The sequence below is a fragment of the Methylobacterium sp. CCH7-A2 genome (assembly GCF_001557075.1).
GTDB classification, from domain to species: domain Bacteria; phylum Pseudomonadota; class Alphaproteobacteria; order Rhizobiales; family Beijerinckiaceae; genus Allobosea; species Allobosea massiliensis.
In genome coordinates, this window is the sequence record NZ_LSKN01000019.1 from 14,112 (window position 1) to 29,963 (window position 15,852).

The following is a 15,852-nucleotide window of genomic DNA, read 5'->3' on the forward strand; positions in this document are numbered from 1 at the left end:
TTTCAGCAGCCTATGCCTATTCGCGCGCGTTCGGAAAGGGGGCTGATGCCACGCCCTTTGGCGGAGCTGCCTCATTCTTGGGCGGCTGAGGGGGGAGGTCGCTTCAGATCAGGCCGAGGCCGCGGAAGCTCGCATGTCCGTCGCGACCAACGATGACATGGTCGTGGATCGCGATGCCCAGAGGCTTCGCGATATCAACGAGTTCGCGGGTCATCTTCACGTCCGCGCCCGAGGGTGTCGGGTCGCCCGAAGGGTGGTTGTGGACGAGGATGATCGCCGAGGCCGAAAGTTCAAGCGCGCGCCGCACCACCTCGCGCGGATAGACCGGAGTGTGGTCGACGGTGCCGGTCTGCTGCACCTCGTCGGCGATGACGGCATTCTTCTTGTCGAGGAAAAGCAGGCGGAACTGCTCGCGCTCGGCGAAGGCCATGGTCGTGCGGCAATAGTCCAGCACTGCCGACCATGAAGAGAGCACGGTGCGCCGGGTCACGGCGCCCTTGGCCATGCGCTGCAGCGCGGCCTCGACGATCTTCAGATCAAGCGCGACGCCCTCGCCGACGCCCTTGATCTCGGTCAGACGGGCCGCCGGCGCGCCCAGCACCTCGGCGAAGGAGCCGAAGCGCGCGATCAGTTCCTTGGCGAGCGGCTTGACGTCGCGCTGCGGGATCGAGCGGAAGAGCAGCAGCTCGAGCAATTCGTAATCGGCCAGCGCCTCGGCGCCGGCGTCCTGGAAGCGCCCACGCAGACGCTCGCGATGGCCGTGGTAATGCGGGGCGGGAGAAGCCGGGGCCGGCGAGGCGCTTCGCGCGGCGCGCGCCGAACGTTCGTCCGCCCCCGCGCTCATCGGGCCGCGAGCGGGTTGTCCCGTCCCGCCGGCGAGAGGGTGAAGATCTCGCAGCCGGTCTCGGTGACGCCGATGGTGTGCTCGAACTGGGCCGAGAGCGAACGGTCCCGCGTCACCGCGGTCCAGCCGTCGGACAGCACCTTCACCCCGGCCTTGCCGAGATTGATCATCGGCTCGATCGTGAAGATCATCCCGGGCTTGAGCTCCGGCCCCTCGCCGGGCGAGCCGTAATGCAGGATGTTGGGGGCGTCGTGGAAATTGCGGCCGACGCCGTGGCCGCAGAAATCGCGCACCACCGAGCAGCGCTCGGCCTCGGCATAGCGCTGGATGGCGAAGCCGATATCGCCGGTGGTGCCGCCGGCGCGGACGGCCCTGATGCCGCGCAGCAGGCTCTCATAGGTGATCTCGATCAGGCGCTCGGCTTTCCGCGAGATGTCGCCGACCCCGTACATCCGGCTCGAATCGCCATGCCAGCCGTCGACGATCAGCGTGTAGTCGATGTTCAGGATGTCGCCCTCGCGCAGCGGCTTGTCGTCCGGGATGCCATGGCAGACGACATGGTTGATCGAGGTGCAGATCGACTTGGTGTAGCCGCGGTAGAACAGGGTCGCCGGGAAGGCGCCGTTGTCCATGGCGAACTGGTAGGCGAGATCGTCGAGGCGCTGGGTGGTGACGCCCGGCTTGACATAATCGCCCAGCATGTCGAGCCCGGCTGCCGTCAGCCGGCCGGCCTTGTGCATGGCGGCGAAGGCGTCCGGGCCATGAATCCTGATGGCCGGCTCGCGCATGCGACCGCGTCCCAGCGTTTCGTCGAAGGTCATGGCTTGGCGGAGGTCTTGGCGAAGGTCATGGCGGCGATACGGCTCCTCGATCGTCTTATGGATCGGCTCGGCGGGGCGGCGCAAGGCGGTGAGGTGCAGCCGACCGATGCGTTCGCAAGCCGGGCATCGTGCGGCTGGCGCCGGGGCGCTGCCGGGTGTATCAGGCGCGCAACATGGCCATCATCGAACAATCGCAGGCGGAGGACAAGCCGTATGGCGCCTTCGCCCCCCGGCGCGGGCTGTCGCGCCTCATCGGCTGGACGCGCTGCGCCTCGGACAGCTTCCTCGGCCGCAAGCTCGCCTATGCGCTGCGCCGGCTCGGCCTACGCTCGCTGGCGGGGCAGCCGGTCGACATCGAGTCGCTCGGCGCCCGGATGCGACTTTATCCGGACGGGAATGTCTGCGAGAAGCGCGTGCTGTTCACGCCGCAATATTTCGACCCCGTCGAGCGCGAGATCCTGGCTTCGCGCCTGCGCGACGGTTTCCGCTTCATCGACATCGGCGCCAATATCGGGGCCTATTCGCTGTTCGTCGCGGCCAAGGCGGGTCCGAGCGCTCGTATCGTCGCCGTCGAACCGCAGCCCGAGATCTTTGCGCGGCTGGCCTTCAACATCGCCCAGAACCCGTTCGGGACGGTGAAGGCGGTGGCCTGCGCGCTGGCCGACAAGCCCGGCGAGCTGACGCTTTTCCTCGACCCGACCAATCGGGGCGAATCGAGCGTCCGCATCCTGCGCTCCAGCACCGGCAGCACGGTGCGGGTGCCAGCCATGACGCTGCTCGCCCTCGTCCAGAACGAGGGCTATGAGCGGCTGGACGCGATCAAGCTCGATGTCGAGGGCGCGGAGGACCTGATCCTCGAGCCGTTCCTGCGCGATGCGCCGCAGAGCCTCTGGCCGGGGCTGATCATCATCGAGGATTCGCGCCAGCGCTGGCAGAGCGACCTCGCCGCGCTGCTCGAGCGCAGCGGCTACAGCCTGGTCGCGCAGACGCGGCTGAACCTCGTCTTCGAGCGCCCGCATACGCCGGCGGCAGAGCCGGCGCCCGCGGCCTGAGCGCGCGGCGACGGCGCCGCTTGAGCCGGCGCCGGCAAAGCCCTAGCTGTAGCGGCGCCAGGAGGCGGAGTGCGCCTCGCGCCGCAGCCAGGAGCCGGGCATGACCACCAGCGAGACGACTTCATCCCCGGTCAGCGTGACCGCCGCGATCCTGGTCATCGGCGACGAGATCCTCTCCGGCCGGACCAAGGACAAGAACATCGGCTATATCGCCGAGTACCTGACCAATATCGGCATCGAGCTGCGCGAGGTTCGGATCGTCCCGGACGTCGAGGGCGAGATCGTCGCCGCGCTGAACGCGCTGCGCCACCGCTACACCTACGTCTTCACCACCGGCGGCATCGGGCCGACGCATGACGACATCACCGCCGATTCGGTGGCGGCGGCCTTCGGCGTCTCGATCGACCATGACCCGCGCGCGATCGCGATGCTGGCCGAGCGCTTCCCGCCCGACCAGCTCAACGAGGCGCGGCTGCGGATGGCGCGGATCCCGGCCGGGGCCGATCTCATCGCCAATTCGGTCTCGAAGGCCCCGGGCTTCAAGATCGGCAATGTCCATGTGATGGCGGGCGTGCCCTCGATCATGCAGGCGATGCTCGACGTCGTGGCGCCGACGCTGCAGACGGGGGTGAAGATCCTCTCCGATACGGTCCGTGCCGGCCTGCGCGAAGGCGATATCGGTACGGCGCTGGCCGAGGTCGCCAAGGCCCATCCGGACGTCTCGATCGGCTCCTATCCCTTCTTCTCTGAGACAGGGCCCGACACCAACGTCGTGGTGCGCTCGCGCGATCCGGAGGCGCTGGCGGCGGCGATGGCGGCGGTCAAGGCGATGATCGCGGCGGAGCAGGCGAAGCTCGGCGCCTGACAAGCGGCGATGCCCATCTGGCAGACTGGCCCGGCCGAAGAATAGATATATCAGGCCGGCAGTGACGCTGGGTTCATTGATTGAGTTCGAGCGGCGAGGTCTTTCGTGGCCCGGTGATTATGCTCGATCAACTCATCAATAAATCATCAACCAAGCTCGATTAACGATTCGCGAGTAACCTGTCGCGCAGGGTGACGTTGCGGCATGTTGCGCCTCGCGCCTGCGAGGCCCGAGGGGCATTGAACGGTGCGCCAGAGCACCGTCGGCTTGGATTCACTCAATGGGCTTCATCACGAATTGGCTCCCCGCCAGCCGTTTGCATGGACAGCTGGCCGCACTCGACCGTTGCCAAGCCATCGTGGAGTTTGATCTCGATGGCAAAATCCTGTCCGCCAATGCCAATTTCCTCAATGCCACGGGCTATTCGCTGGACGAGGTGAAGGGCCGCCAGCATCGCTTGTTCATGCCACCGGGCGAGGCAGACACCGCTGATTACAGACAGCTTTGGGCCGATCTCGGGCGCGGCGAGTTCCGAAGCGGCGAATTCCTGCGCATCGGCAAGGGCGGGCGCGAGATCTGGCTCCGGGCGAGCTACAACCCGATCCTCGATGCCGGCGGGCGGCCGGTCAGCGTCATCAAATACGCCTTCGATATCACCGAGCAGAAGAACCGCATGGCCGATCTCGAAAGCCAGAACGCGGCGATCAGCAAGGCGCAGGCCGTCATTGAGTTTGACCTTACCGGCAAGATCATCGACGCCAACGAGAACTTTCTGTCGGTGATGGGCTACACGCTGTCGGAGATCGTCGGCCAGCATCATCGCATGTTCGTCGACCCCGCCGAGCGCGGGTTGCCTGCGTACAAGGCCTTCTGGGAGCAGCTCGCCCGCGGCGAATATGCCGTCGCCCAGTACCGCCGCATCGCAAAGGATGGGCGCGAGGTGTGGATTCAGGCGAGCTACAATCCGATCATGGATGCGCGCGGCCGCCCCTATAAGATCGTCAAGTTCGCGACCGACATCACAGCCAGCCACAAGGGCCAGCAACTCGAACAGGCGGTCCACGAAACCGGAGAGGTCATCGCCCGGGCCAAGAACCGCGACCTGACGGGCCGGATCGACCTGGCCGGCAAGAGCGGAGAGGTGGCGGTCCTCTGCGGAGGCGTCAACGATCTCCTCGACACGCTGACGGATGTCGTCGGCGCGGTGCGGGCTATCGCCGATCGGATCGACGCGGCATCGACGCAGATTTCCGCCGACAGCCTGCAGCTGGCGCAGCGGACCGAGGCGAATGCCGCCAACCTGCAGCAGACCACCGCGACGACCGAGGAACTGGCGGCTTCCGTCAAGACGAGTGCGAGCAATTCGCGTGCAGCGGTCGCGCTGGGCGAAGAAGCCAGCGAGGTTGCAAGGCGCGGCGGCGCCATTGTCACCGAGGCGGTGGGCGCGATGGAGCGCATCGAGAAGGCGTCTTCGGGCATTTCGGAGATCATCTCGATGATCGACGAGATCGCCTTCCAGACCAATCTGCTGGCGCTGAACGCCGCCGTCGAGGCGGCGAGGGCGGGCGAGGCCGGCCGTGGCTTCGCGGTCGTCGCCTCCGAGGTCCGAGCGTTGGCCGCGCGCTGCAGCGAATCCGCTAATGGCGTCAAGACGTTGATCGCCAACTCTGCCCAGCAGATTCAAGCCGGTGTTGGGCTGGTGAAGGATGCTGGCCAGACTCTCGGCGAGATCGTCTCCGCCGCATCCAAGGTGGCCGCGACGGTCAACGAGATTTCGGCTGCGGCGGGGGAGCAGTCCAAAGGCATCGACGAGATGGCCCGTTCAGTGGCGCATATGGATGAGCTGACGCAGCAGAACGCCACGCTCGCCGACCAGAGCGCCAAGGTGGCGCAGGACCTGAGGCGGGATATCGCCGCCCTCAGCGGGATGGTGTCTTCCTTCACGGTCGACCGGGAAGGCAAGCCGGCGCCAGCGCGCCCGACAGAGGACCTTCGCCAGCCGAAGCAGATCGCGGGCTCGGCCGGCCTGCCGCGACTGCCCGCGGCGGCGCTGTCCCCGCCCCGGAAGCAAGCCGCCGCTGCCGGGGACCGGGGCTGGTCCGAGTTCTGACGCCGGCCAAAGCCGGCTTTTGCAGGGATGAGCGGCGCGTCGCCCCTTGCCAGCGGCGCGCCGATAGGGTTTTGCCAGGGGCTGAAGGGCCGTCCGCGCCCGCCCTCATCCGGAGCCCCACCATGGCCGAGCCGACCTCCAACAAGGCCTTCCCCGTCTCCTGGGACCAGTTCCACCGCGACGCGCGCGCGCTCGCCTGGCGGCTGGCGGAGAAGGGGCCGTTCGAGGCGATCGTCTGCATCACCCGCGGTGGGCTGGTGCCGGCGGCGATCATCTGCCGGGAACTCGGCCTGCGGCTGATCGAGACGGTCTGCGTCGCGAGCTATCACGACTACAAGAACCAGTCGGAGCTCAAGGTCCTCAAGGACGTCGCGCCCTCGATCAAGGCGATCGGCGACGGCAAGGGCAAGGGCGTGCTCGTCGTCGACGACCTGACCGATACCGGCAAGACGGCACGGGTCGTGCGCCAGATGCTGCCGAACGCGCATTTCGCCACGGTCTATGCCAAGCCCGCCGGCGTGCCCACCGTCGACACCTTCGTCACCGAGGTCAGCCAGGACACCTGGATCTATTTCCCTTGGGATATGGGGCTGTCCTATGTCGAGCCCATCGCCAAGGATCACAAGGGCTGAGGACCGCAAGGACTGAGGGTGGGCCGGCCGCCACCGTCTTGAGGAGATCGCGATGATCGACGCAGCGACGGACCGGCCCAACCGCATTCCCTGGCCGCCCCTGCTTTATGGCGGAGCGATCCTGCTCGCGATGGCGCTGCAGCGGCTGCTGCCGCTGCCCGATCCGGCGCCCGACGGCGCACTGGCAGGCTGGCTCGACCCCGTCGGCTGGGCGCTGCTGATGCTCGGCGCCGGCTTCGATCTCTCCGCGATGGCGACGATGGCCCGCGCCCGCGCCAACATCCTGCCGCATCGCGCCGCGACCGCGCTGGTCGAGAGCGGCCCATTCGCGATCAGCCGCAACCCGATCTATTTCGGCAACACGCTGATGATGGCAGGCGCCGGCCTCGGTCTCGGCAATCTCTGGCTGATCGTGACGGGGCTCGTCGCCGCGGCCCTGGTGCTGAAGCTCGCGATCGAGCGCGAGGAGCGCCATCTCGAAGCGGTGTTCGGTCCGGATTGGCTGGCCTATCGCGGCCGGGTGCGCCGCTGGATCGGCCGGCACTGAGAGCGAGGTTCAGCGCGCCCGCAGCGCTACGCTCATGCCGGCGATCACCAGCACCATGCCGGCGACCTCGACCGGGGAGGGATGTTCGCCGAGCAGCAGGATCGCGGCCAGCGCGGTGACGACCGGGTTAAGCGGCAGGAACAGCGTCGCCCGCGAGGCGCCGAGCCACTCGACCGATTTGGTGTAGAGAAACAGTGCGCCGACGCCGACGAGCGCGCCCTGATACACCGCCTGCAGCGCGATCGCCGGCCAGGCGACCTCGCCGAGCCGGATCGGCATGGTCAGGGCGAAGACCGGCAGCAACAGCAGCGAGAGCAGGCAGGTCGCGATGGTGACGTCGATGGCGTCCGTCCGCCAGCGCAAAGCGAGGAGCCCGAAGACCGACCACATCACGGCGTTGGCGACGAAAAAGAGATCGCCGATCCAGGCGCCGGCCCCTGCGCCCGATTCCCCGAAGGCCTGCCAGCCGAAGGCAGCGATGCCGGCCAGCACCAGGGCGAGGCCGAGCAGCCGCAGCGGCCCCGGCCTTTCTCCGAGTACGAGGAAGGCCAGCACCACCGTCATCACCGGGATCAAGCCAGGCACGATCACCGAGGCGTGCAGTGCCGGGGCGAAGGTCGCGCCGCCGACCAGGACGAGGGCATAGGGTGCGCCGGCGAGCGCGGTCAGGATCAGCGCGCGCCGCCAGCCGAGCGCACCGACCGGAAAGGGCCGCATCCGCCGCCGCGCCAGCGGCAGCAGCAGGAGCGAGGCCACGACGAAGCGCAGGATGGTGACGTCGGCCGCGCTCAGCCCATCCGCCACCGACTGGCGCGAGACCACGGACTGCACGCCCCAGATCAGGCTGGTCAGCAGGCCGCAGCCGATGCCGAGCCAGAGGCGGCGGCGCGCGGAGGCGGCCGCGTTGGGGGAGGCGAGGTCTGTCACGGGTGTCTTTCGCGAGGGCCGGGGCCGGAGAACGGCTCCGGTTGCGCCCCGCTCCTATGCGGGCCCGGTCGCTGCCGGGCAAGGGGTGAGAGCGCCGGCGCAACCCTGCGCCCGGCGCGGTCTACCCCGCCAGGAATCGCTCGGCCGCGCCGTGCAGCACCTGGATGCCCAAAGCGAGGTCCTCGTCCTTCGTGTCCTCGCTCCAGTGATGCGAGATGCCGCCGATCGAGGGCACGAACAGCATTGAGGCCGGCATGGTGCGGGCGATGACCTGCGCGTCATGGCCGGCGCCGGAGGGCATGGTTTGCCAGGCGCCGGGCGCGATGGCCTCGGCGGCGTCGGAGAGGGCCTGCATCATGGCCGGGTCGCACAGCGCCGGCACGGCCTTCGAGACCGAGGAGAGCGTGATCTTGCAGCGCTCGCGGCGGTTGGCCTCCTGAACCAGCGATTTTAGTCCCGCCTCCAGCCGCTCCAGCACCGCGACCGAGACGTCGCGGAACTGGAACAGGATCTCGGCTCGGCCGGGAATGATGTTGGGCGCGTCGGGCTCGAGCCGGAAGCGGCCGGTGGTCCAGGTCGTGCGCTCGCCGACGAGGCGCGGGAACTCGGCGTCGATGGCCGCCAGCAGCCGGACCGCGCTCAGGCCCGCATCCTTCCGCTCGGCCATGGTGGTGCCGCCGGCATGGTCCTGCTGGCCCTCGACGACGATGCGCCACTGCCAGATCGCGACGATGCCGGTGACGACGCCGAGCCGCAGGCCCGCCTCTTCGAGCTGCGTGCCCTGCTCGATATGCATCTCGTAATAGCCCTTGTAGCGGCCGATCTCGAGCTGCCGGCGCGGCAGGCCCTCGAGGCCGGCGGCGCGCAGGGCCTCGCGCAGCGGCGTGCCGTCGGTGCGGTTGCGGGCGCCGTCGATCGCCTCCTCGGTCAGATCGCCGATCATCGAGCGGCTGCCGGGCAGGCTGAGGCTGAAATGCCCCTCCTCGTCGGCGAAGGCGCAGACATCGACCGGCAGGCCTGCCCGGGCGAGCGCGATGCCGGCGACGACGCCGAGCGCGCCGTCGAGCCAGCCGGCCTCGTTCTGCGATTCGATGTGGCTGCCGACGAGCAGATGCGGGCCCGGGCCGGGATGGCGGCCATAGACGTTGCCGATGCCGTCGATCGAGGCCTCCAGCCCGCATGCGGTCAGCTTGGCCATCAGCCAGCGGCGGGCCTCCATGTCCTGCGGCGAATAGGTCGGGCGGTGGACGCCGGTCTTGAAGGTGCCGATGGCGCGCAGCTCGTAGAGATCACGCAGGAAGGCTTCGGTGTCGACGGCAGGCATGGCGGGCTCGCTTTCGGGCAGGCGGGGAGGCGCGGGACGATGTCGCGATCAGGCCGGCGGCTGCTGGCCGACCGCGCCGGCGAAATCGGCCACGGTCGAGACCCAGCCGAAGAAGGTCTCGATGTTGTAGAGCGCAGCCTTCTGGGCGAAGTCCGGCCCGGCCGCATGGGTGGCGTCCTCCAGCACGACGCTGAAATATTCGAGATGGAAGGCGTCGCGCAGCGAGGATTCGACGCAGACATTGGTGGCGATGCCGGTGAAGACGAGATTGCGGATGCCGCGCGCCCGCAACAGGCTGTCGATGTTGGTGTTGAAGAAGACGCTGTAGCGCGGCTTGGGAACGACGATGTCGCCCGGCTGCGGCGTCAGCGCATCGACGATGGCATAGTCCCAGCCGCCCTTGGCCAGCAGCTTGCCGTCGAGCTCGGGCCGGCGGCGCATCGTTTTCAGCGCATTCGACTTGTGCCAGTTCGGCGAGCCCGGCCCGCCCGCCTCGCGATACGCGGCATCCCAGCCGTTCTGCAGGAAGATCACCGGGATGCCGGCGCTGCGGGCGGCCTCGGCCGCCAGCGCGACCTGCCGGATCACGGCCGGCGTGCCGGTGATGTCGAAGCCGGCGAGGTCGATATAGCCGCCTGCGGAGGCATAGGCGTTCTGCATGTCGACGACGATCAGCGCCGTGCGTTCCGGATCGAGCCGCAGCGGTTCCGGCCGGGCCGGCAGGACGATCGAGGCGGCGGCATCCTGTTCGGGCAGGCCGGCTGCGGCGGCGGACGAGGCAGGCATCGGCATCTCCGGCTGGGCATCGAGGCGTATGAGGGCGAGCATCGCATGCCGGGCAGGGCGGGCAAGATGCGCCTGCCGGTCCAGCAAGAGCCATGCCGGGGCCTGCTTGCGCTGCCTTGGTGTTCCGGTCTGAAACTTGCCTCGGCCGATTCCGGGAGGGCTGCGCGATGAACGACGGGGTCGAGAGCGTGATCGGCGACGAGGCGGCGCTGGCCGCGCGGCTGCTGGACGAGATCGCCCAGGCGCGGGCCGATGCCCGCGAAGACCCTTTCGGCAACCCGGTCCTGCGCGTGACGCTGTGGCTGACGCGGCGGATGGACCGCGGCGAGCTCGATGTCGAGGCGGCCTGCGGGCTGGTGCGGCGTCTGGGACGCGAGGCCCTGCGCCAGCGGGCCGGGCGGCTGGCGGCCTATGTCGGGCTCGACGGCGATGGCGAGGCGGCCTTCGCTACGCTGGCCGGCAGGCTGGCCGAGTCAGCCGCGGGCGCTGCCGATCCGCTGGCCGCTTATCGCGAGGCCGTCGAGCGGCTGCGCTTCGCGGCCGTCTTCACCGCCCATCCGACCTTCGGCATGAGCCGCAGGCTCGCCCATGCGCTCGCGGCGCAGGCCAGCGGCGAGGCGGGCGGCGAGGCGGTGATCGGCGATGAAGCGCTGTCCTTCCGGCCCGACGGGCGGATCACGCTGCAGGACGAGTTCGAGCAGGCGCGCTACGCCGTGCGCCATGCCCGCGACGCGATCGACCGGCTGAACGCCGCGCTGCTGCGGGCGGCGCAGTCGCTTTCGCCCGAGCGCTGGCAGGATTTGGCGCCGCGCCCGGTCATCCTTGCCTCCTGGGTCGGCTGCGACACCGACGGGCGCACCGATATCGGCTGGTGGGACACGCTGCGCTACCGGCTGGAATCGAAGCAGGGCCAGTTCGCGCGCATCCTCGAGAAGCTGCCGGCCGTGCCGGCAACCGCTGCCGTGCGCGAGCTGGTCGGCACGGCGCTGGCGGCGGTCGAGCGGCAACTGGCGCTGGCGCCGCCGATCACGACGCAGCCGGCCCTGCCGGCGCTGCAGGCCTTCGCTCTGGCGCTGGTCAATGAGCGCGAGGCGGCGCTGCCGGAGGCGTCGCGCCTGATCGCGGCGCTGGACGAGGCGATCGGGCTCTCTTCCGACGACGACACGCGGATGGCGCTCTGCCTGGTCAGGGCCGGCTGCGTCGCCCATGGCGTCTCGATCGCGCTGCCGCATTTCCGGCTCAACGCCTCGCAGCTCCACAACGCGATGCGCGGCGTGATCCCGCTCGACGAGGAGCCGACGCAGCCGGCGCAGCGGCGCGCCTTCCTCTCGGCGGTGAACGGTCTGCTGGCGAAGGTTGCGCCGATCGCGGTCGATTTCGGCGCTCTGGCGGCCGAGCGCGCCTCGGCGACGCGGATGCTGATGACGATCGCGCAGATCGTGAAGCATGTCGACGGCACCAAGGCGGTGCGGTTTCTCGTGGCCGAGACGGAGACGGGCTACACGCTGCTCTGCGCGCTCTGGCTCGCCAGCCGCTTCGGCATCGCCGACCGGGTCGAGATCTCGCCGCTCTTCGAGACGGAAGACGCGCTGGAGCAGGGGCCGCGCATCATCGACGAGGCACTGCGCAGCCCGCATTTCCGCGCCTATCTCAAGCGCCATGGCCGCTTTTGCGTGCAGTTCGGCTATTCCGATTCCGGCCGCTATATCGGGCAGGTCGCGGCGACCTTCTGGATCGAGCGGCTGCGCATCCGCATCTGCGAGCTGCTGCGCCGCTATGACCTTTCCGAGGTCGAGCTCGTTATTTTCGACACCCATGGCGAATCCGCCGGGCGCGGCGCCCATCCCGCCAGCCTCGCCGACCGGCTGGCCTATCTGGAACCCGCCTGGGCGCGCGCGGCCTTCGCCAGGGCCGGCCTGCGCTCGGTGCGCGAGACCAGCTTCCAGGGCAGCGACGGCTATCTGATGTTCGGCACGCCGCTGCTGGCGGCGGCGACTATCGGGCGCATCGCGGAGGCGGTGCTCGTGCCGGTGGCCGAGGAGGTCGCCGATCCGATCTACGACGAGCCCGACTTCGCCACCGAGTTCTTCCAGACCGTGCGCGAGGAGATGACGGCGCTGGTCGACGACTCCGGCTATGCCGCGCTGATCGGCACCTTCGGCCCCTCGCTGCTCGACAAGACCGGCTCGCGCCCCGCCGCGCGCCAGAGCGATGCCGGCGGGCCGACGCGCATCCGCCATCCGCGCGAGCTGCGCGCCATTCCCAACAACGCGATCCTGCAGCAGCTCGGCTGGCTCGCCAACAGCGTCCACGGCATCGGCCAAGCGGCGGCGCGCGCGCCCGATCTGTTCAACGCGATGCGCGAGCGCTCCGACCGGTTCGACCGGGCCTACCGGCTGGCCGAGCACGCGCTGGCGGCGAGCGATCTCGACGTGCTGCGCGCCTATCTCGACTCGCTCGACCCCGGCAGCTGGTTCGACCGGGCGCGGCGCACGCTGCGCGAGGGACGTCGCGACGAGCTGCTCGCCGTCGGCGAGGCGCTGTCGCGGCTCGATCTCGCGCCTTCGCTGCGCAGCCTGTTCTGGCGGCTCTCCTCGGATGCGCTGAAGCTGAAGGCGGCTGCGCCGGATGTGCCGGAGATGCCGGCGCGGCTGGTGGCGCTGCATGCGCTGCGGCTGGCGGCGATGCACGGCATCTGGCTGCGGGCCAGCCATATCCCGGATTTCCGGCCCCATGCCGGCATCACCCGCGAGGTGCTGGTCGAGCGGCTGCTGCGGCTCGACGTGCCGGCCTGCCTCGCCCTGCTGGCCGACATTTTCCCGCTGCGGCCCGACCCGACCATCGGGCTCGATTTCGGCGAGCCGCCAGGCCCGCGGGAAACCGGCACCTATGAGGCGCTGCATCGCGACGTGATCGCGCCGATGCAGGCGCTGTTCGAGCTGCTGCGCGAGATCTCCGGCGCGATCCAGCACGAGATCGGCGCCTTCGGCTGATGGCGCCGGCGGGGTGGCTGGCAGAGCGTCATTGCAACGGCTGCGGATCGGCTTAGTTAGGAAGCCAAGAGGAAACGCCAGCCGGGAGCCGAGCCAAGCATGGCCGACACCGAACGACAGCTGCCCGTCTTCGATGCGGCGGGCGCACGGATCACCCTGTTCCAGGCGCTGCTGCAGGCGGTCTCCCGCCATGGCAAGGGCCGCGTCGCGGTCGAGGATGCCGAGCGCAAGCCGCTGAGCTACGGCAACTTGGTGCTGGGCGCGCTCGTGCTCGGGCGCAAGCTCGCGGGCTACACGCAGCCTAGGGAACATGTCGGCGTGCTGCTGCCGAATGTGCAGGCGCTCGCGGTGACGCTGTTCGGGCTCTCGGCCTTCGGCCGCGTGCCGGCGCTTCTGAACTTCACGGCCGGCGTGAAGAATCTGCGGGCGGCGGGCGAGCTCGCCGAGCTGAAGACGATCGTGACCTCGCGCCGCTTCGTCGACCAGGCCAAGCTCGAGGACGAGCTGGAGGCGCTCGGTGAGAACAGGCGGGTCATCTATCTCGAAGACGTCCGCAAGGAGATCACCAGCCTCGACAAGGCGCTGGGCGCGCTGTCGAGCCTCGCGCCGGGTTTCGTGCATCGCAGCCATGCGGCGGCTCCGGACGACGCGGCGGTGATCCTCTTCACCTCGGGCACCGAGGGCAAGCCGAAGGGCGTGGTGCTGAGCCACGCCAATCTGGTCTCGAACGCGCGCCAGATCTTCGCGCTCGCGGCCGGCTTCCTGTCCGAGCGCGACATCGTCATGAACCCGCTGCCGGCCTTCCACTCGTTCGGGCTGACGGCGGGCCTGCTGATGCCGCTGCTGTCGGGCATGAAGGTCGTGCTCTATCCGAGCCCGCTCCACTACAAGCAGGTGCCGAAGCTGATCGGCGAGACCGGCTGCACCTTCCTGTTCGCGACCGACACGTTTTTGCAGGGTTACGCCCGCGCTGCGGACCCGGACGACCTCAAGAGCGTGCGCTATGTCGTGGCCGGGGCCGAGCGGGTGAAGCCCGAGACGCGTCGGATGTGGGAGCCCTATGGCACCACGATCCTCGAAGGCTATGGCTGCACCGAATGCTCGCCGGTGCTCGCCTGCAACACGCCCGTCGCCATGCGCGAGGGCAGCGTCGGGCGGCTGCTGCCGGGCATCGAGGCGCGGCTGGAGCCGGTCGAGGGCATCCATGAGGGCGGCAAGCTCTGCGTGCGCGGCCCCAACATCATGGCCGGCTATCTCAGCGCGGACGCGCCCGGCACGCTGCTGCCGCCCGAAGGCGGCTGGCACGATACCGGCGACATCGTCACGCTCGACGACGGCTTCGTCACCATCAAGGGGCGTGCCAAGCGCTTCGCCAAGCTCGGCGGCGAGATGGTTTCGCTCGCGGCGGTCGAATCGATGGTCGCCGGGCTCTGGCCGGACTTCAACCATGTCGTCGTGGCGCTGCCCGATGCGCGCAAGGGCGAGCAGCTCGTCCTCGTCACGGAAAAGCCGAATGCCGAGCGCAGCCTGCTGCAGGAGACCGCGAAGGCGCAGGGGTTCCCCGAGCTCTGGGTGCCGCGCGCCATTCTGGTGACGAACTCCATCCCCGTGCTTGGCAACGGCAAGATCGACTATGGCGCCACGCTCGAACTCGCCCGCTCGCGCCGCTCGCTTCTCTAAAGCCACAATCATGCGGATGCTGCGGCCCATGATTCTGCTCAGTTCCGCCGCTCCGCTGCTCGGGGCCCTGCGCGCCGCCACGCTCGCCCCGCTGCTGTTCCTGGCGCCCGTCGATCTCGCGGCGCAGGAGCGCGGCGCCGTCTATGAGCGCCGCGACGAGTGCATCGCCGGCGGCATCCTGACCGCGGAGCAATGCGAGTTCGCCTATCGCAATGCCCGCGCCGAATTCGAGCAGAAGGCGCCGCGCTACGCCTCGCGGGCGCTGTGCGAGCGCAGCCACAAGCGCTGCGGTGCCCAGATGGTCGCATCCGGCGGCTGGGAGAGCTTCGGCAAGGGTGGCGCGACCTATGTGCCGCGCTTCATCGGCGTGCGGGTGGCCGGGGAGGGCGCGGCGCGCCGCGCCTGGCCCGTGATCGAGGGTAACGGGCGGCCGCCCTTCGCGGGACGCAGCGTCAGCGAGCTGCAGGACAAGGTCGCCGGGCGGCAGGGGACGATCGGCCTCGCCGCCTCGCGCGGCCACGGGGCCGACCACGGCGCGCCTCCGAGCGGGGCTCCTTACATGAAGCGGGGCGACCGCGACGACACCGTGCGCGTGCCGATGCAGCAGAAGGCGATCGGCTCCGACGTGGCGCCCGGCCTCTATGTCGATCCCGACGGCGTCGAATGGTACAAGCCGGCGCGGCGGCACTGAGCCGAAACCGGGCCGTCCTCCGGGGGGCTGCCGAGGCGCTTGCGCGCCGCGCCCGCGGCGGCTACCGCTCTGCCCCAGGCGGACGTGGCGAAACTGGTAGACGCAAGAGACTTAAAATCTCTCAGCCGCAAGGCTATGCGGGTTCGATCCCCGCCGTCCGCACCAAGGGTTCCGTCGCGTGATCAGCGCCTGCCTGCTTTCCCGAACACCACCGTCAGATTATTCGCGGGCATCTCGATCACCTCCGGCGAGCCGAACCCCGCTGCCATCGCCAGCGCGGTGACCTCGCCGAGGTCGCGCAGGCCGAAGGCCGGGTCGCGCTCGCGCAGGCTTTCGTCGAAGGCGGCGTTGCCGGGTTCGAGCGGGCGGCCGGGGCGGCGGAAGGGGCCGTAGAGGATCAGCTGCGCACCGGCCGGGAGCAGGGCGCCCGCGCCGCGGAAGAGCCCTTCCGTCGCCGCCCAGGGGGCGATGTGGATCATGTTGATGCAGAGGATCGCGGCGGGCGCCTCGCCGGGCGGCAGGGTCGCGGGCCAGGCGGGGTCGGCGGCGTCGATCCGCAGCGGCGGCAGGACGTTGGGCG

The 15,852-nt window shown here is 69.5% G+C and carries 14 protein-coding genes and 1 tRNA gene; 9 read left to right on the forward strand and 6 right to left on the reverse strand.

Annotated features, from left to right (window positions below; translation table 11 throughout):
- Nucleotides 1-103 precede the first annotated feature (103 nt).
- Together radC and map are read right to left on the reverse strand one after the other, a co-directional pair.
- Nucleotides 104-844 (reverse strand): DNA repair protein RadC, encoded by a 741-nt coding sequence (gene radC, locus AX750_RS01715; protein ID WP_066721874.1) that lies wholly within the window; start codon nt 842-844, stop codon nt 104-106.
- On the reverse strand, nt 841-1,665 hold the full coding sequence (gene map / locus AX750_RS01720) for a type I methionyl aminopeptidase (protein WP_066721889.1): 825 nt from the start codon (nt 1,663-1,665) through the stop codon (nt 841-843). The genes radC and map overlap by 4 nt, the downstream gene beginning before the upstream one ends.
- Nucleotides 1,666-1,838: 173 nt before the next feature.
- Here map and AX750_RS01725 point away from each other — a divergent pair, with 173 nt between their 5' ends.
- The 5 genes from AX750_RS01725 (at nt 1,839) to AX750_RS01745 (ending at nt 6,871) form a co-directional block, all read left to right on the forward strand.
- Complete coding sequence (locus AX750_RS01725; RefSeq protein WP_066721891.1) at nt 1,839-2,717, forward strand: FkbM family methyltransferase; 879 nt, start codon at nt 1,839-1,841, stop codon at nt 2,715-2,717.
- A gap of 100 nt (nt 2,718-2,817) precedes the next feature.
- Complete coding sequence (locus tag AX750_RS01730; protein WP_066721876.1) at nt 2,818-3,582, forward strand: molybdopterin-binding protein; 765 nt, start codon at nt 2,818-2,820, stop codon at nt 3,580-3,582.
- A gap of 358 nt (nt 3,583-3,940) precedes the next feature.
- Nucleotides 3,941-5,692: a methyl-accepting chemotaxis protein gene (locus tag AX750_RS01735; RefSeq protein WP_197426646.1), complete on the forward strand. Its 1,752-nt coding sequence runs from the start codon at nt 3,941-3,943 to the stop codon at nt 5,690-5,692.
- 122 nt (nt 5,693-5,814) lie between these two features.
- On the forward strand, nt 5,815-6,324 hold the full coding sequence (gene gpt / locus AX750_RS01740; protein WP_066721880.1) for a xanthine phosphoribosyltransferase: 510 nt from the start codon (nt 5,815-5,817) through the stop codon (nt 6,322-6,324).
- A gap of 52 nt (nt 6,325-6,376) precedes the next feature.
- Complete coding sequence (locus AX750_RS01745) at nt 6,377-6,871, forward strand: isoprenylcysteine carboxylmethyltransferase family protein (protein ID WP_066721882.1); 495 nt, start codon at nt 6,377-6,379, stop codon at nt 6,869-6,871.
- Between the two features lie 9 nt (nt 6,872-6,880).
- Here AX750_RS01745 and AX750_RS01750 read toward each other — a convergent pair whose 3' ends face one another.
- The 3 genes from AX750_RS01750 to rutB all read right to left on the reverse strand — a co-directional run bounded on the left by AX750_RS01750 (nt 6,881) and on the right by rutB (nt 9,908).
- Nucleotides 6,881-7,798, reverse strand: coding sequence for a DMT family transporter (locus tag AX750_RS01750; protein WP_066721885.1), 918 nt, complete (start codon nt 7,796-7,798; stop codon nt 6,881-6,883).
- Between the two features lie 121 nt (nt 7,799-7,919).
- Nucleotides 7,920-9,122, reverse strand: a complete 1,203-nt coding sequence (locus tag AX750_RS01755) for a Zn-dependent hydrolase (protein WP_067253452.1) — start codon at nt 9,120-9,122, stop codon at nt 7,920-7,922.
- 48 nt (nt 9,123-9,170) lie between these two features.
- Nucleotides 9,171-9,908: a pyrimidine utilization protein B gene (gene rutB / locus AX750_RS01760; RefSeq protein ID WP_066716978.1), complete on the reverse strand. Its 738-nt coding sequence runs from the start codon at nt 9,906-9,908 to the stop codon at nt 9,171-9,173.
- A gap of 167 nt (nt 9,909-10,075) precedes the next feature.
- Between rutB and AX750_RS01765 the strand changes: the two genes are divergently transcribed.
- From AX750_RS01765 to AX750_RS01780, 4 genes are all read left to right on the forward strand, one after another.
- Nucleotides 10,076-12,901 (forward strand): phosphoenolpyruvate carboxylase, encoded by a 2,826-nt coding sequence (locus tag AX750_RS01765; RefSeq protein ID WP_066716975.1) that lies wholly within the window; start codon nt 10,076-10,078, stop codon nt 12,899-12,901.
- Between the two features lie 99 nt (nt 12,902-13,000).
- On the forward strand, nt 13,001-14,581 hold the full coding sequence (locus tag AX750_RS01770) for an AMP-binding protein (RefSeq protein ID WP_066716972.1): 1,581 nt from the start codon (nt 13,001-13,003) through the stop codon (nt 14,579-14,581).
- 28 nt (nt 14,582-14,609) lie between these two features.
- Nucleotides 14,610-15,272, forward strand: coding sequence for a DUF1190 domain-containing protein (locus AX750_RS01775; RefSeq protein ID WP_066716969.1), 663 nt, complete (start codon nt 14,610-14,612; stop codon nt 15,270-15,272).
- Nucleotides 15,273-15,350: 78 nt separating this feature from the next.
- Nucleotides 15,351-15,437: transfer RNA gene (locus tag AX750_RS01780), tRNA-Leu, on the forward strand.
- A 17-nt stretch (nt 15,438-15,454) separates the two neighbouring features.
- Here AX750_RS01780 and AX750_RS01785 read toward each other — a convergent pair.
- Nucleotides 15,455-15,852, reverse strand: a 398-nt coding sequence (locus AX750_RS01785) for a DUF938 domain-containing protein (protein ID WP_156451219.1), incomplete at its 5' end; no start/stop codon positions are given.

Excerpts from the sequence above, each read along its gene's own strand:
- map (WP_066721889.1), bottom strand. The coding sequence starts at position 1,665 with ATGACCTTCGACGAAACGCTGGGACGCGGTCGCATGCGCGAGCCGGCC.
- AX750_RS01745 (WP_066721882.1), top strand. The coding sequence starts at position 6,377 with ATGATCGACGCAGCGACGGACCGGCCCAACCGCATTCCCTGGCCGCCC.
- gpt (WP_066721880.1), top strand. The coding sequence starts at position 5,815 with ATGGCCGAGCCGACCTCCAACAAGGCCTTCCCCGTCTCCTGGGACCAG.
- AX750_RS01775 (WP_066716969.1), top strand. The coding sequence starts at position 14,610 with ATGATTCTGCTCAGTTCCGCCGCTCCGCTGCTCGGGGCCCTGCGCGCC.
- AX750_RS01725 (WP_066721891.1), top strand. The coding sequence starts at position 1,839 with ATGGCCATCATCGAACAATCGCAGGCGGAGGACAAGCCGTATGGCGCC.
- radC (WP_066721874.1), bottom strand. The coding sequence starts at position 844 with ATGAGCGCGGGGGCGGACGAACGTTCGGCGCGCGCCGCGCGAAGCGCC.
- AX750_RS01730 (WP_066721876.1), top strand. The coding sequence starts at position 2,818 with ATGACCACCAGCGAGACGACTTCATCCCCGGTCAGCGTGACCGCCGCG.
- AX750_RS01765 (WP_066716975.1), top strand. The coding sequence starts at position 10,076 with ATGAACGACGGGGTCGAGAGCGTGATCGGCGACGAGGCGGCGCTGGCC.
- rutB (WP_066716978.1), bottom strand. The coding sequence starts at position 9,908 with ATGCCTGCCTCGTCCGCCGCCGCAGCCGGCCTGCCCGAACAGGATGCC.
- AX750_RS01770 (WP_066716972.1), top strand. The coding sequence starts at position 13,001 with ATGGCCGACACCGAACGACAGCTGCCCGTCTTCGATGCGGCGGGCGCA.
- AX750_RS01755 (WP_067253452.1), bottom strand. The coding sequence starts at position 9,122 with ATGCCTGCCGTCGACACCGAAGCCTTCCTGCGTGATCTCTACGAGCTG.